This is a genomic window from Bacillus sp. FSL K6-1218, assembly GCF_038006445.1.
GTDB lineage: Bacteria > Bacillota > Bacilli > Bacillales > Bacillaceae_G > Bacillus_A > Bacillus_A thuringiensis_S.
The window spans coordinates 38,138-52,761 of the sequence record NZ_JBBOVE010000002.1 but is presented as its reverse complement, the minus strand read 5'-3'; the positions used below and the strand labels follow the sequence as shown (position 1 = coordinate 52,761).

The window sequence follows — 14,624 nt, the reverse complement described above, 5'->3', positions numbered from 1 at the left end:
AGGTACTGCAACAAATCTAATTTGAAAATCTTTAGGAGATAAATATGGAATTTTAAATATTCTTAGTCGTCTATTAAACATTATAGCAATTATTATAGGCAAATCCTTTAATATCATCGATTTAGAAGAAATCAGTACAAATAGAAAAGATGAAGTAGTAGAAGTATTACGTCTTCCTTTTAATATATTTTCAGGAGCAGCTGGACATATAAAAGATGCGATTGCAAATGAAAAAAATTGGAACGTTTGGTTGAATGATCAGTATGCTATTTTAAAGTTTAAATTAATAACAGAAAGAAAACCTCTTAATATGTTACTACTTTGTTTTTGTATTGTTGAAAATAAGAAAGGAGAAATCAATGAAAAAATATTGGCATAAGCTATCGTTGCTTCAAAAAAATGTATTACTAACGGTATTAGTAATTCTGACCCTTGTTGGAAGTATGGGAGCGTTAAGTTTTAATATGTTTCAAAATAGTATGATGTCTATATTTGAGAGGCAGTCTTTTGAAACAGGTGATGCGGTACTAAATCAATTAGATCTAGAAATAGTAAGAGATGTAGCAAAAGACCCCACAGCTCAAAGAGTGAAGAAAGAAAAGTTGACAGAGCAATTAGATAAATCTATAAAAGATATGAAAAGTGTTGGGCAAACATATGTTATAGGAGCCAAGCTAAATGATAAAGCTGAATTACAAATAGTAGCTTTGGATACAGAATTAGCAAATACTGTTTCTGTAAAACCAGGTGAATATTATGAGCAGCCTACTTATTGGATGAAAACATATGATAAAGTAATACAAACAAAACAGGCACAAATGACAGAAGTGTATGAAGATGAATTAGGGTTCTGGGTAACAATTTTAGAGCCAGTTACAGATGAAAATAAAAATATAATTGCAATTGTTGCAGCGGATTTGGAAGCTTCTATTATTCCTCTTACAAAGAAAAACTTTATGATACAAGGTTTACTATTTATTATAATTTCATTAACTATCGCAATTACAATTCAAATATTTATCTCACGAAACTCTCTATCGCCTTTAAAGGATTTACAAGAAGGGTTACGTAAAGTTGGTGAAGGGGATTTAAGTATTAAATTGAATGAAAGATCTGATGATATAGGGATAACCAATATCTATTTTAATAACACTATTAAAAAGTTTAATAGGATTATAGATAAAGTAAGGCAGACTGCTGAACAGGTTTCGACATCTTCACAGGAATTGTCGGTAAGTACAAAAGAGAATAGCATAGCCTTTAAAGAAATTGCAAGTGCTATTACAGGATTAAATTTAGGAGCACATTCTCATGAATATGTAGTGCAAAAATGTTTAGGGATTGTTCAAGAAATAGAAAGTAAGATGAAAGAAATTAAAGGAGCTGCAAAACAAGTTGGCAATGCTTTGGAAGACATGGATCAGCATTCTGTAGAGGGAAAAGGTTTGATTAAGCAAATCGTGAATCAAATGAAAAGAATCAAAGATACAGTTCAGGATGTATCTTCTAGTATTTATGCATTAGAAGTACAATCTAAGGAAATTCATGAAATTCTTACTGTAATTACAACCATTTCAAATCAAACAAATTCATTAGCTTTAAATGCTTCTACTGAATCCTCATGTGCTGGAGAGATGGGGGAAGAATTTTCAGGTGTTGCGGACGAGGTACGTATATTAGCGGAAAGAACCGAGGCATCTACAAGGGATATAGCTAAATTAATTGGTGAAATCCAAGCTGAAGCAGAGGAGGCTGTAAGATCCATACAGAAGAGTTCAAAGGAAGTAGAATCAGGAATAACACTTGTTCAAAGTAGTGGTGCTTTCTTTGAAAAGATTTCAGAATCTGCACAATCTGTTACAAATCAAATTAAAGCGACTTCGAATCATTCAAGTGACATTCTAAAAGATAATCAAACTATTGTTCATTTTATAAATGAATTATCACACATTGCAAATACATATGTGAATAGCAGTAGTAATGTGGAGACAAGTATGAAAGAGCAAGAACTATATGTACAAGAGATTGCAGAGTTAGCAAATTCTTTAAATTGGCTCTCGCAAGAGTTACAGGGGTTAATAGGGGAATTCAAAAGTAAGTAGGATAGGAGAAGGTGTAGGTATAGAGTATGACCTATACCTTTATTTATTTCTATATAAGAGATGAAAGCTTAGGTATATATAAAATAGCTAAACGAATAATTTTTTGCATATTTTGTTGGAAATAGAGCATGATATTACCAAATTCAACGGAGGTGTTTAAAAAATGCAAATTCACGAAAATAATAATTCAAACGAAATCTTAATAGCAGCTGCAGCAAGTGCAATTGAACAAATGAAATATGAAATTGCTCAGGAGTTTGGTGTTACACTTGGACCGGATTCAACTGCACGAGCAAATGGTTCAGTAGGTGGAGAAATTACGAAACGTTTAGTTCGTATGGCGCAAGAGCAGCTATCTGGTCAATATAAAATTCACTAAAACTAAAGGTATATCCCATGCAAGGGATATACCTTTTTAATTTGTTTGTAAAGAGGATCGTTACATTTTTTATTATTGGTTAAGTTTAGAAACAGCAAATTTAGCTGTAAAATTCATCTTCTTCATGTACGTAGAATTTACACCTGCTTGAAATTGTACAGAAATATTACCGTCTTTTTGCGCTTTAAATACGCGACCATATGGGGAATTAGCATTGAATGTGCCAATTACTTGATTATCCGCATCAAAGACCGTATAAGAAATTGGGAACCCTGAATTTTGTACAAAGACTGTAAGTTCTTCCCCTTTTTTAAGATTAAATGATTCTTTTTGAGACACTTCATAGGAACTCATAGAGTAGTATTTTGTGACTTCTTGAATTTCTAAATTCGTAGTAGCTGCACTCGCTTTTGATGCCTCAGCCCCTGGTAAGTTCATACCTGAAAATACTGCAATTCCTAGTGCCCCTGCTAAAATCAATTTTTTCATAATAGTATTTCCTCCTTTAATATATTGTGAGATTTGAAACGAAAGTGAAAATTTCAATCCCTGAAACCATTATAGTTACAATGAGAATTATTTTCAATGAGGGTTAGTATGTAATTTTGCATATATAAAGTATTAACATAAGGTAATCAGTCAAGTTTTGAAGTATTCTTAACAGAAGGGAAGGAAAAAATTAAAAAATCATGAATGATATTGTAACCGAACTATATATCTTTTGAGCATATTCCGTCTGCATCAAGTGAATATATTATTAATTTTATTTGTATTTGTTTTTTATTATAAAACATTTTAAGGTTGATAAAGTTTAATTGAATGGAATTATTAAACAAAAATGATAAATTATATGTTATGATAAAAAGGCAATAAAGTACATCATCCTGACTTTATTGTATGTGTTTAGCCTATGTATGTCGTTTGTATTAAAAATAAGAAGTCTCTTAAAAAGAGACTTCTTATTTTTTGTATGGAGGGGGTATTACAGATGATGGATTACTATCAAATGTTTTTAATTACTATGGCAGGTATTGCTTTATTTTTTTATATACAACATGCTAGAAAACCAACGAAAAGAAACAAATGGAAGTTTTTAATTGTAGTATTTTTATTTTACCTCTTGAATTATTTATTTCTTAAATTTTTATAGATAGATGTAGAGGGGATACGTTTAACATTCTAAAATATAAAAAAGGAAGGGGTAATCCTTCCTTTCATTATCCAGTATGTCCATGTGAATATTTAATAATATTTACAGTACTTTGAGTGCTTGTTGAAGAATTTGATCCAAAAGTTACTGTCACAACAATTAAGATACCCAGTAAGCTAACCGCTAATTTTTTCATTTTAATGCTCCTTTTTTAAAGTTTTTTTCACTGGCTTTACTAGCTTCATAAAAGTAATAGCTGGCTTTTTTATGATTATTTTCTTTGTAAAATTGGGTTGCTAACTTTTCAGTATATTCATTTATATACTCATATAGTTCTTCGCGTTCAAAATAGGAAATTCCTTCTAAAACAGTTTTTTCTATATCAGTAGCACAACTATTTAGATTCATTTTTTCTAAAATCTTAAAGTGATGTATATAGCCTTCAATTCCCAATTGAGTAGAAAGCTGCAGGCCTTTTTTTATTAATTCTTGAGCAGTTTGATGTTCTCCTAATTTATAATGTTCCCTAGCTTCAATAAAAACAGCTTTATAATCGCTAGGTAGTTTCTGATTAACTTCAGATAAATAACGTAATGCTACCTCGGATAAATTCTGTGTAGCATACATAAATCCTAGATTGTGACGAACAATCAAAATATTGTATTCTAAATTTTCTTTTTGGAATGTATCCATAGCCGAGATAAAGTGTTCCTCAGCTAATTCCCACTCCTTTAAATGAGTACATGCTAATCCATATAGGTTATTACAGAAGGCAACTTTCAATTCATACCCAGGATGTTTTGAAAATATATCTTTAGCCTTCATTACATGATTAATACATAAAATCGATTTATGTGTATGACAATAGAAAATGGCCAACTCATAATGGAATTCAGCATGTTCAATCTCATCAGGAATTGTTTCTAATAGGTATTCAGCTTTATCGTAATGTATTTTTGCAAGGCTATGATTGCCAGTAATATTGGAATGAATGGCTTTAAAGAAGTGATAATAGTATGAAAGGAAATCGTCTGTAGGAGTTTTGTAAGCATCACTTTGTTTAAAGCTATCTTTAGAAATACTTAAGCTATCAATTAAATATTGATGTCTAAAATCTAGTAGTGAGTAGTATAATAATATCGTTTGATTTTCTTCTATATCATGGATTTTGTTTTCAATTTCTTGTTTAAGTAATTGAGCGGCGTCTACATGCCTAGCCCTAATTTCTTGATACCATTCACTTAATAAATGAGTTATTTGCTCGTTCCCCTGTATATGAACATTCATTGTTCAATTTCATCCTCTCCAAAGATATTATTCAGCAATTAGTATCATATCAGAATTTTCCTCTATCAAAATCTATTTAATAGCATTTATCAATATAAGACGGAATATTCTATCAATTTATATTTATTGAGATTCAAGTAGTATGTATTATTGTAGTTTCTGTAAAAATAACCTTTTTTTAAATTTAAAGATTTGATCAAAATATATTTTCTTAACAGGCGAAAAGGGAACCATACCTAAGTAATTATGTATGGAGATAATAGGAAATAGAAATAAATAATAAAGGAGAATTTGGATTGTTAGAGTTAAAAGGAAAGCAAGAGAGAAAAGAAATCTTAGAAGAAGATGTAGAGTTATTAAAGGCGAAGGTACATCCAGTACGGCTACAAATTGTTAATGAGTTAATGTACCATAAGACATGTAATGTTACACAGTTAATAGAGATTTTAAATCTTACGCAATCTACGGTCTCACAACATTTATCAAAATTGAGAGGAACAGTACTTCGTGCAGAAAGAAAAGGATTAGAAATGCATTATTATATTGAGAATTCAAAAGCCCGTTAAATCGTCGGAGTTTTAAATGTGAAAATTGGAAGTAATATCAAAATCTCTTGTGTTAAAGCAGGGGATTTTTTATTTTTATTAAAATTTAAATATTTATATTAAAGTAAAAAACTATTTTCTTATTATAGAAATGAGATAGAAATATAAAATAGGTTTTCATTAGTAAAAATATAGAAAAATAAAGAAAAATATGTTAATGTAATAACCGCAATATAGTATTATTCGAAAAGGAGTGAAGAGAGTATATGTTAAAGAAGGGTGTAATGTTATTATTCTTTATTCTATCTATCTCGACATTTAGTATGGTAACTCACGCTGCTAATAGTTCTGAGTACGTGAATCAATCATTCTATGGGTATAAAGAACCGTCATTTACTTCAGCTAAAACAAATGGTGGGTCAGAGTACGGTGCTCAAAATGTAGGAGTCGTAGAAAAAAGAGATAATGGCTGGTGGAAGATTGAAACATGGGAAGGTCCAGTTTGGATTAACTTAAATGGGGAAGAACGTGTTATGGGAGATTTCTATGCATATGATGAACCTTCTTTCTCATCAAAAGTTGCGAATGCTGGAGCGAAGTACGGGCGACAAACATTTAGAATAGTAGATGGAACAACAGATGGTTGGCTAAAATTTAAGACGTGGGAAGGCGAAAAATGGATGAATCCTACGTCTGAACAAATTACTGTCAACAAAACAATTTATGCATATAATGAGCCTTCATTTAATGCAAAGAAAGCAAATTATGGAGAACCATTTAACCCACAAAATTGGGGAGTAGTAGAAAAAAAAGAAAATGGCTGGATGAAGGTAAGTACTTATGAAGGTTATAAGTGGATCAATCCAGATGGCGAAGAAAGGTTCATAAACAAATCATTCTATGCGTATAATGAGGCTTCATTTAATGCAGCAAAAGCAAACGCTGGAGCATTATATAATCCACAGAATTTTAGAGTTGTGGATGGGACACCTAGTGGATGGTTGAAGGTTAAAACATGGGAAGGCGAGAAATGGATGAATCTAGATGGAGAAGAACGATTCATAAACAAATCATTCTATGCGTATAACGAGCCTTCATTTAGCTCAGGCAAAGCAAACGCTGGAGCATTATATAGTCCACAGAATTTTAGAATAATAGATGGGACAACTAGTGGATGGTTGAAGATTAAAACATGGGAAGGCGACAAGTGGATTAATTTAAATGTGGAAGATACAGGCATAGAATTGTACGTGGAAGCTACTGCATACAGCGTAGAAGGTAGTCCACCACATGAAAGAATTACGGCGGCCGGAATAGACATAGGAAAAAATCCTAACATCAAGTTAATTGCAGTTGATCCTAAAGTGATTAAACTAGGAACGAAGGTTTGGGTTGAAGGATACGGTGATGCAATTGCTGGAGATACAGGTGGGGCCATTAAAGGCAATAAAATTGATGTCCTGTTTCCTACAGAAAAGCAAGCACGTGAATGGGGACGTAAAAAAGTGAGAATTAAAATAATGAAATAGGATATATCTATTCTTTGCTTCGAAAATTATATATTAGACAAAATAAAAGGGAGGATATTTTTATGTTTAAGAAAAGTATAGGAATCTTATTGTTTTTTATTCTATCTATCTCGACATTCGGTATGGTAACTCACGCTGCTAATAGTTCAGAATACGTGAATCAATCATTCTATGGGTATAAAGAACCATCTTTTAATTCAGCTAAAACAAATGGCGGATCAGAGTATGGTGCTCAAAATGTAGGAGTCATGGAAAAAAGAGATAATGGCTGGTGGAAGATTGAAACATGGGAAGGACCAGTTTGGATTAACTTGAATGGGGAAGAACGTGTCATGGGAGATTTCTATGCATATGATGAACCTTCTTTCTCATCAAAGGTTGCGAATGCTGGAGCGAAGTATGGGCGACAAACATTTAGAATAGTAGATGGAACAACAGATGGTTGGCTAAAATTTAAGACGTGGGAAGGCGAAAAATGGATGAATCCTACGTCTGAACAAATTACTGTCAACAAAACAATTTATGCATATAATGAGCCTTCATTTAATGCAAAGAAAGCAAATTATGGAGAACCATTTAACCCACAAAATTGGGGAGTAGTAGAAAAAAAAGAAAATGGCTGGATGAAGGTAAGTACTTATGAAGGTTATAAGTGGATCAATCCAGATGGCGAAGAAAGGTTCATAAACAAATCATTCTATGCGTATAATGAGGCTTCATTTAATGCAGCAAAAGCAAACGCTGGAGCATTATATAATCCACAGAATTTTAGAGTTGTGGATGGGACACCTAGTGGATGGTTAAAGGTTAAAACATGGGAAGGCGAGAAATGGATGAATCTAGATGGAGAAGAACGATTCATAGATAAATCATTCTATGCGTATAACGAGCCTTCATTTAGTTCAGGCAAAGCAAACGCTGGAGCATTATATAGTCCGCAGAATTTTAGAATAATAGATGGGACAACTAGTGGTTGGTTGAAGATTAAAACATGGGAAGGCGACAAGTGGATGAATCTAAATCAAACAGATTCTGGTTCTTCTGGAGTAATTGATTTAGCTTTAAAACAACTTGGAAAGCCGTATGTTGAAGCTGGGACAGGACCAAATGGATTTGATTGTAGTGGCTTTATTTATTACGTATTTAAAAATAATGGATATAACATTGTGAGAACAAGTGTTGCAGGATACTGGGGAATGGTTACAAAAATAAGTGATCCTCAGCCAGGAGATTTAGTATTCTTACAGAATACATATAAGCAAGGTCCTTCTCATTTAGGTATATATTTAGGAAATGGTGAATATATTCATGCCGCGGATGTGAAAACAGGTGTAATTAAAAGTAAAATCAACAGTCCATATACTCAGCAGCATTTCTTAGGATATGCTAGATTTTCAAAATAATTAAATTGGATTTAATGAAAAGACAGTTATCTAAGATAGCTGTTTTTTTATTTGGTGTCATTTTTGAATGAAGTTTAATCAAAAGCTTTAGATAAAATAATATGGAAAATAAAGATAAAATTTAACAGTAAAAATATAGAAAAATAAAGAAAAATATGTTAATGTGATAATCGAAATATAAAATTATTTGAAAGGGGAGAAAAGAATATATGCTAAAAAAGGGTGTAATGTTATTATTCTTTATTCTATCTATCTCGACATTTAGTATGGTAACTCACGCTGCTAATAGTTCAGAATCTGTGAATCAATCATTTTATGGGTATAAAGAACCATCTTTTAATTCAGCTAAAACAAATGGCGGATCAGAGTATGGTGCTCAAAATGTAGGAGTCATGGAAAAAAGAGATAATGGCTGGTGGAAGATTGAAACATGGGAAGGACCAGTTTGGATTAACTTAAATGGGGAAGAACGTGTTATGGGAGACTTCTATGCATATGATGAACCTTCTTTCTCATCAAAAGTTGCGAATGCTGGAGCGAAGTACGGGCGACAAACATTTAGAATAGTAGATGGAACAACAGATGGTTGGCTAAAATTTAAGACGTGGGAAGGCGAAAAATGGATGAATCCTACGTCTGAACAAATTACTGTCAACAAAACAATTTATGCATATAATGAGCCTTCATTTAATGCAAAGAAAGCAAATTATGGAGAACCATTTAACCCACAAAATTGGGGAGTAGTAGAAAAAAAAGAAAATGGCTGGATGAAGGTAAGTACTTATGAAGGTTATAAGTGGATCAATCCAGATGGCGAAGAAAGGTTCATAAACAAATCATTCTATGCGTATAATGAGGCTTCATTTAATGCAGCAAAAGCAAACGCTGGAGCATTATATAATCCACAGAATTTTAGAGTTGTGGATGGGACACCTAGTGGATGGTTAAAGGTTAAAACATGGGAAGGCGAGAAATGGCTGAATCTAGATGGAGAAGAAAGATTCATAAACAAATCATTCTATGCGTATAACGAGCCTTCATTTAGTTCAGGCAAAGCAAACGCCGGAGCATTATATAGTCCGCAGAATTTTAGAATAATAGATGGGACAACTAGTGGTTGGTTAAAGATTAAAACATGGGAAGGGGACAAGTGGATGAATCCGCATGAAACAGATTCGGGTTCTTCTAAATATCAAATGCCTATCAAAAATCCAAATGTTAGCTCATGGTATGGAAGTCGTTGGGGGACAGTGCATAAAGGTATTGATTTCTCAGCGGCAAAGGGTACACCAATAATGGCATCTAAATCAGGAACTGTAGAATTTGCTGGTTTTGGTGTAAGAGGTCAAGGATTTGGTGGATATGGAAATGCAGTGGTTATTAGGCATGAAGACGGACTTTGGACATTATACGGTCATATGGACTCAATTTTAACTACTGTAGGGGCACATGTACAACAAGGTCAAGTAATAGGAAAAGTAGGTAGTACAGGCGATTCTACTGGGAATCATCTGCACTTCGAAATTAAGAATCAGTATATAGGTGGACAAGTAGATCCAAAACCATATTTACCATTTTAATAAACATTAAGTTTGAATAATTAATATACGATAAGAATAATTTATTTATTGCATATTTAATAAAAGGACAGTTATCTAAGGATAGCTGTTCTTTTATAATTTATGGAATGGATTACTCGTGGGTACCGTGATTGTCATTTTATTGGAACAGTTTTGGAAAGAGTAAAGTATTTATATGCTTTTTCATTTAGAAGCAAATAAAGAATGAAAATCAGCATTTGGAAATATTTTAAAATATCTTGATATAAATCTATGTATTTTGTAATATATAGGTATATTGTTAGTTTATTTGATTCCGTTTATTCCCACACCTTATGTGTTGTGGTTGAGTTGTAGAAGTAAGTTTTGTTCTTACTTTAATTTTGAAAGGGCTTCTTTGAGCCGATTAGTGTATTTAGCTTATTTTGCTATGCACAATTAATCGACTTGAGGAGGCCTTTTTTGTTTGGGTTTAAACAGGTATAAATATATATTTCTGTATAAAACAACAGATTAAAATAGGAAGTTCATATAGGGGGAGAATACATATGAGTAATTGATTTGTATATCAGGGGATTTGGAGGGATATATAGTTTTTTTTACGTTAAATGTATACATGGATACATTTAACTATGATTCTAAAATAGATACACAATAGGCTTACGAATCGCAGCAAAAATAATTATATAGAAGTTTTGTAGACGACATAAATGTACTCATTATAAGAAGGATGAATAGAATTTTACTGTGAATTTTTTAAAAAACGTATCAATTGATACGTTTTTTATTGTAATTCTAGTAAATATGAGGTACGATTTGAAAGAGGAAAGAATTTTAATGCATATTAGCTTTCAAAATAGGGAGACAAAAAAGCACACTAATTTTACAATCGGGGAGATTGAGCAGTACATATTAGAGTTTAAAAAATTAATTAAAAATAATCGATTTACGGTTTCTCGAAATGAAAAAAGGAAAGAGAATAGTGAATTTTTAGAGGCTAATAAGATTAACGCTAGTAAAGTGAAAGAGATTCTTCTTAATATAGGAGTACGTGATTTTTGTTATGCAGTTGATAATAAAAATCCAAATTTTGCTCATGAAAAATTGTATATCTTTTGTCCACAATATGAGTTAGATAATTGGGGACAAAAGAAGTCGGTAGACATATATATTAAGATGAATCTAATTGAAAATAAGGACAGGAACAAATACATGATTGTTGTTTCTTTTCATAAAAGGAATAAACCAGTCACTTATCTTTTTAGGTAAAGATAAGTGACTAATGGTTTTAGAATGAGGGAGGATTTTTATGTTGGTTTTATGTGAGTTTTGTCGAGATATGGTAAAGTATTCTACTAAAGATGTTTCAAAAGTGACAGTCATTAGAGGGAAGCAATATCATTATGTAGGTAAAGAAGCAAATTGCGAGGAGTGTAAATCTGAAATATTTGTTCCTAACATTCATGATTATAATTTAGAACAATTAGATCATGCCTATAGACAACAGGAACAGTTAGTTACTATTTCTGAAATAAGAGAGGTTTTAAAAAAATATAAGATTGGAAAACGTCCATTGTCTTTACTTTTAGGTTGGGGAGAGGTTACCCTAACAAGGTATGTAAATGGAGATATTCCGACGAAGCAGTACTCGGATATATTGAAAAGATTAGGTAGAGATCAATCTTTTATGCTAGATATTTTGGAAAGAAATAAAGATTTAATTACTCAAAAAGCATATAGAGTCTCTAAAGAAGCAATCGCAAAGCTACAGGAAAATGATGATATTCCTTCTACGCAGACTACGAAAATCGAGGAAGTTGCTAACTATTTGCTATATAAAAATGATGATATTACTCCTTTAGCTCTTCAAAAGCTGTTATACTATGCGCAAGGATTTTGTAAGGTGTTTACTGGGACATATTTATTTGAAGATGATTGTGAAGTAGGAAGTCATGGCCCGGTATATCGAGTTATTTTTAATAAATATAAAGTATATCAGTACGACAATCTTGAAGTTAATTATGATAGTACAAATCAATTAACTCAAATAGAAAAGGAAATATTAGACTGTGTAATCAATACTTTAGGTTGTTATAGTGGGAAGAGTTTAGAAAAAATGATTCTATTTGACTTACCATGGGAAGTTACGCATCTAGAATTAGAAGATAATGATCCCGGTAAACCTATTATGGAAAAAGAAGAGATAGATAATTGCTTTAATACAATGAAACAGGCATATAATTTAGTTACAATTTCTGATATAAAAAAATATGGCATAAAAGCATTTGAAAATATAAACAATTCAATGTTGTAACTATATCATTTTTAATATGATTGATATATGAATTTTTTACTGTTAATCAGGCCTCTATAAAGGTATTAAAAGATAGTACTAATTACAAAAGGTTAGGATTGCAGAATATAAACATTATTAACACGATGTAAATATGCATATTAAATAAAAAGTAAAGTGGATTGATACATTATATGGTAAAATGATATATATGAAAACGTCTTATGAAGTAAATTTTACGCTTTGGACCTTTAGCTCAGCTGGTTAGAGCAAACGGCTCATAACCGTTCGGTCGTAGGTTCGAGTCCTACAAGGTCCACTTATAAACAAGGAGAAAGCACTCAAATGAGTGCTTTCTCCTTGTTTATAATAAATAAAGGGGATTGTGACATGAAAATAATTGATTTAGAGACAGAAAGAAAAAAGAAGGGAAAATTAATGGTAACTATTCCAATTATAGAACTAATATATGGAGAAAAAGGGGAAATTGAATTTAAAGTAGTGGGAAAAAAAGTTGTTCCGCAATCCATGTTAGAGAATTAAACTACTTTCAATTTCTATAGGCTGTAAGGTCGTTAAGTGGGAGATTTCTAAGTACGGAAACCTCGTGGATTTTGATTGATTATGCTATCCCTGTAGTTCCTAAGGCTAAGAGATGAGTTTTCTCCGTTAGTATGGGAGAAAAAGGAGAAAGGAAAGGACATAGCTATTGCGGTTTTAGATACGGGTTGCAATATTAATATAAAGACGTTATTCTTTCCTATGATTTCTCAGAAAGAATAACGCCTTTTTCATTTTAGAGAGTATTTTGTCTTGTTACCTTGATAGCGATAGGGTAGCGCCATCAAAACGCAAATTTCGTACGCTAAGAGAATTTGGAAAGAGCTAAGGTTCTGATTCCCTTAAAGGACAAAACGAAGGAGAATTCCTAAAAATAAAGTTGTATTCATCTAGGAAAATTAATATGCTCTGAACTAAGAGGTAAGATATTTGCCAACCTTCTTCATATTTTTTGTAGCTGGAGTTAAATACAAAATATTACAGAAGTAGAGACAACATTGATAATTAGATTTAGCCCACTGGTGCGTTGTAACTAGTCTAATAGTAATCTTTCTCGAAGCTCACTGTATTATCGAAAAGAATTGCGCATGCTAATGCATTCATTGCTTATTCTTTAGTTTATTGAATATAATGATCCTATTTCTAAAATAGAAGGATGATAGGATCAATTACTTGTCACTTTAAATTTAATTAAAAAACAATTGTACTAACAGCATGTAGATAATTGTTCCACCTGCTATGGAGAGAAGCATTTGTCTCTTCCATATGTGAAGGATTATTACTACTCCTACTGAAATTAATTCTGGAGCACCATGATTGCCGGATAATAAGTTCAGATCCTTAAAACAGTAAATAACTAAAAGACTTATGACAGCTGAAGGTAGTACCTTACCGAGATACTGGACATATTGCGGAGTAGGTTTATCTGATGGGAACACTAAGAAGGGAAGGAACCTTGTAATCATTGTGCCTAAAACCACTATACCAACTGTTATAACTTGTTGCAGTAAACTCATTGTCACACGGAAACCTCCTCTATGTTCTCTATTGGTTTTTTTAGGATAGTAAGTACTAATAAAATCATAATCATTGCAGGAATTATGAAATTGTTTCCACCAAAAATAATTAGGCTAAATATCGATAATCCCAGTCCTACAAGAGCGCTATAATGCTTTTTCTCCCTCATCCATTGTTCAACAAAAATCACAACGAAAAGTGCTGTCATAACGAAATCTAGTCCTTTTGTATTGAAGTGTACAAGGGAACCAAAAATACCACCAATTGCGGCTCCTATACCCCAATACAAATGATTAAGCAGTGTCACGAAGAACATAAACCAACCCTTATCAACACCTTTTGGAATATCAACAGTAGAATTAATAGAAAAAGATTCATCACATAGTCCAAAAATAAGATAAAACTTTTTCTTACCAGTTCCTTTATACTTATCTAGCATAGAAATACCATAAAATAAATGCCGTGCATTCACCATTAAAGTAAGAAAAAGTGCATGAATTGGATTAAAAGCAACCAGTAATAAATTAGCTGCAATAAATTCCATTGATCCAGCGAATATGATTAAACTCATTAGAATTGGATATATTGCACTGAAACCCAGAGAGTTCATGTAGATTCCATAAGCAATTCCTAAAAATACAAAACCAGCAAAAATAGGTATTGTATAAGGGAAAGCTGCACGGAATGCGATTCGTATTTGATTTCTATTTTTCATATTATTCACATCCTTAATCAAGAGCTTTATTGCATACAAATTTAACACATAAAATCCATACAATGAATAAGAAAATTGTATGGA

14 protein-coding genes and 1 tRNA gene are annotated in these 14,624 nt (G+C 32.0%); 10 read left to right on the top strand and 5 right to left on the bottom strand.

Annotation, left to right across the window (positions count from 1 at the left end; translation table 11 throughout):
• Positions 1 to 359: 359 nt before the first annotated feature.
• Together MHI26_RS28510 and MHI26_RS28505 are read left to right on the top strand one after the other, a co-directional pair.
• Complete coding sequence (locus MHI26_RS28510) at positions 360 to 2,102, top strand: methyl-accepting chemotaxis protein (protein WP_061667308.1); 1,743 nt, start codon at positions 360 to 362, stop codon at positions 2,100 to 2,102.
• Positions 2,103 to 2,265: 163 nt separating this feature from the next.
• Positions 2,266 to 2,481 carry an alpha/beta-type small acid-soluble spore protein gene (locus MHI26_RS28505; RefSeq protein ID WP_061667306.1) on the top strand — a complete coding sequence of 72 codons (216 nt, stop codon included), beginning with the start codon at positions 2,266 to 2,268 and terminating at the stop codon, positions 2,479 to 2,481.
• Positions 2,482 to 2,553: 72 nt separating this feature from the next.
• Here MHI26_RS28505 and MHI26_RS28500 read toward each other — a convergent pair whose 3' ends face one another.
• The 3 genes from MHI26_RS28500 to MHI26_RS28490 form a co-directional block, all read right to left on the bottom strand.
• Positions 2,554 to 2,970, bottom strand: a complete 417-nt coding sequence (locus tag MHI26_RS28500) for a hypothetical protein (RefSeq protein ID WP_000733523.1) — start codon at positions 2,968 to 2,970, stop codon at positions 2,554 to 2,556.
• A gap of 728 nt (positions 2,971 to 3,698) precedes the next feature.
• Positions 3,699 to 3,827: a hypothetical protein gene (locus MHI26_RS28495; protein ID WP_255259137.1), complete on the bottom strand. Its 129-nt coding sequence runs from the start codon at positions 3,825 to 3,827 to the stop codon at positions 3,699 to 3,701.
• Complete coding sequence (locus tag MHI26_RS28490) at positions 3,824 to 4,918, bottom strand: Rap family tetratricopeptide repeat protein (RefSeq protein ID WP_061667305.1); 1,095 nt, start codon at positions 4,916 to 4,918, stop codon at positions 3,824 to 3,826. The genes MHI26_RS28495 and MHI26_RS28490 overlap by 4 nt, the downstream gene beginning before the upstream one ends.
• Positions 4,919 to 5,214: 296 nt before the next feature.
• On the opposite strand from MHI26_RS28490, the gene MHI26_RS28485 reads away from it, so the two are divergent.
• The 8 genes from MHI26_RS28485 (at position 5,215) to MHI26_RS28450 (ending at position 12,790) form a co-directional block, all read left to right on the top strand.
• Positions 5,215 to 5,484 carry an ArsR/SmtB family transcription factor gene (locus MHI26_RS28485; RefSeq protein WP_061663378.1) on the top strand — a complete coding sequence of 90 codons (270 nt, stop codon included), beginning with the start codon at positions 5,215 to 5,217 and terminating at the stop codon, positions 5,482 to 5,484.
• 245 nt (positions 5,485 to 5,729) lie between these two features.
• Positions 5,730 to 6,992 carry a 3D domain-containing protein gene (locus tag MHI26_RS28480; RefSeq protein WP_340809242.1) on the top strand — a complete coding sequence of 421 codons (1,263 nt, stop codon included), beginning with the start codon at positions 5,730 to 5,732 and terminating at the stop codon, positions 6,990 to 6,992.
• 62 nt (positions 6,993 to 7,054) lie between these two features.
• Positions 7,055 to 8,395, top strand: coding sequence for a C40 family peptidase (locus MHI26_RS28475; protein WP_340809241.1), 1,341 nt, complete (start codon positions 7,055 to 7,057; stop codon positions 8,393 to 8,395).
• 209 nt (positions 8,396 to 8,604) lie between these two features.
• Positions 8,605 to 9,975 carry a M23 family metallopeptidase gene (locus tag MHI26_RS28470; RefSeq protein ID WP_340809240.1) on the top strand — a complete coding sequence of 457 codons (1,371 nt, stop codon included), beginning with the start codon at positions 8,605 to 8,607 and terminating at the stop codon, positions 9,973 to 9,975.
• Between the two features lie 816 nt (positions 9,976 to 10,791).
• Positions 10,792 to 11,223, top strand: coding sequence for a hypothetical protein (locus tag MHI26_RS28465; protein WP_000548170.1), 432 nt, complete (start codon positions 10,792 to 10,794; stop codon positions 11,221 to 11,223).
• 40 nt (positions 11,224 to 11,263) lie between these two features.
• Positions 11,264 to 12,268 (top strand): type II toxin-antitoxin system antitoxin SocA domain-containing protein, encoded by a 1,005-nt coding sequence (locus tag MHI26_RS28460; RefSeq protein WP_061667959.1) that lies wholly within the window; start codon positions 11,264 to 11,266, stop codon positions 12,266 to 12,268.
• Positions 12,269 to 12,492: 224 nt separating this feature from the next.
• Positions 12,493 to 12,566 (top strand) — tRNA-Ile (locus tag MHI26_RS28455).
• Between the two features lie 71 nt (positions 12,567 to 12,637).
• Entirely contained in the window at positions 12,638 to 12,790 is a 153-nt protein-coding gene (locus MHI26_RS28450; protein WP_000691090.1) for a hypothetical protein, read from the top strand.
• Positions 12,791 to 13,494: 704 nt separating this feature from the next.
• Here the strand turns inward: MHI26_RS28450 and MHI26_RS28445 are convergent.
• Entirely contained in the window at positions 13,495 to 13,830 is a 336-nt protein-coding gene (locus MHI26_RS28445) for a branched-chain amino acid transporter permease (protein WP_000178819.1), read from the bottom strand.
• The gene (gene azlC / locus MHI26_RS28440; protein WP_000797393.1) at positions 13,827 to 14,540 is read right to left on the bottom strand and encodes an azaleucine resistance protein AzlC; all 714 of its coding nucleotides are present in this window, start codon (positions 14,538 to 14,540) and stop codon (positions 13,827 to 13,829) included. Before azlC ends, MHI26_RS28445 begins: the two co-directional genes overlap by 4 nt.
• Between the last annotated feature and the right edge of the window lie 84 nt (positions 14,541 to 14,624).

Coding starts and splice junctions, on each gene's coding strand:
- MHI26_RS28495 (WP_255259137.1), bottom strand. CDS start 3,827: ATGAAAAAATTAGCGGTTAGCTTACTGGGTATCTTAATTGTTGTGACA.
- MHI26_RS28465 (WP_000548170.1), top strand. CDS start 10,792: ATGCATATTAGCTTTCAAAATAGGGAGACAAAAAAGCACACTAATTTT.
- MHI26_RS28490 (WP_061667305.1), bottom strand. CDS start 4,918: ATGAATGTTCATATACAGGGGAACGAGCAAATAACTCATTTATTAAGT.
- MHI26_RS28475 (WP_340809241.1), top strand. CDS start 7,055: ATGTTTAAGAAAAGTATAGGAATCTTATTGTTTTTTATTCTATCTATC.
- azlC (WP_000797393.1), bottom strand. CDS start 14,540: ATGAAAAATAGAAATCAAATACGAATCGCATTCCGTGCAGCTTTCCCT.
- MHI26_RS28480 (WP_340809242.1), top strand. CDS start 5,730: ATGTTAAAGAAGGGTGTAATGTTATTATTCTTTATTCTATCTATCTCG.
- MHI26_RS28505 (WP_061667306.1), top strand. CDS start 2,266: ATGCAAATTCACGAAAATAATAATTCAAACGAAATCTTAATAGCAGCT.
- MHI26_RS28450 (WP_000691090.1), top strand. CDS start 12,638: ATGAAAATAATTGATTTAGAGACAGAAAGAAAAAAGAAGGGAAAATTA.
- MHI26_RS28510 (WP_061667308.1), top strand. CDS start 360: ATGAAAAAATATTGGCATAAGCTATCGTTGCTTCAAAAAAATGTATTA.
- MHI26_RS28500 (WP_000733523.1), bottom strand. CDS start 2,970: ATGAAAAAATTGATTTTAGCAGGGGCACTAGGAATTGCAGTATTTTCA.
- MHI26_RS28470 (WP_340809240.1), top strand. CDS start 8,605: ATGCTAAAAAAGGGTGTAATGTTATTATTCTTTATTCTATCTATCTCG.
- MHI26_RS28460 (WP_061667959.1), top strand. CDS start 11,264: ATGTTGGTTTTATGTGAGTTTTGTCGAGATATGGTAAAGTATTCTACT.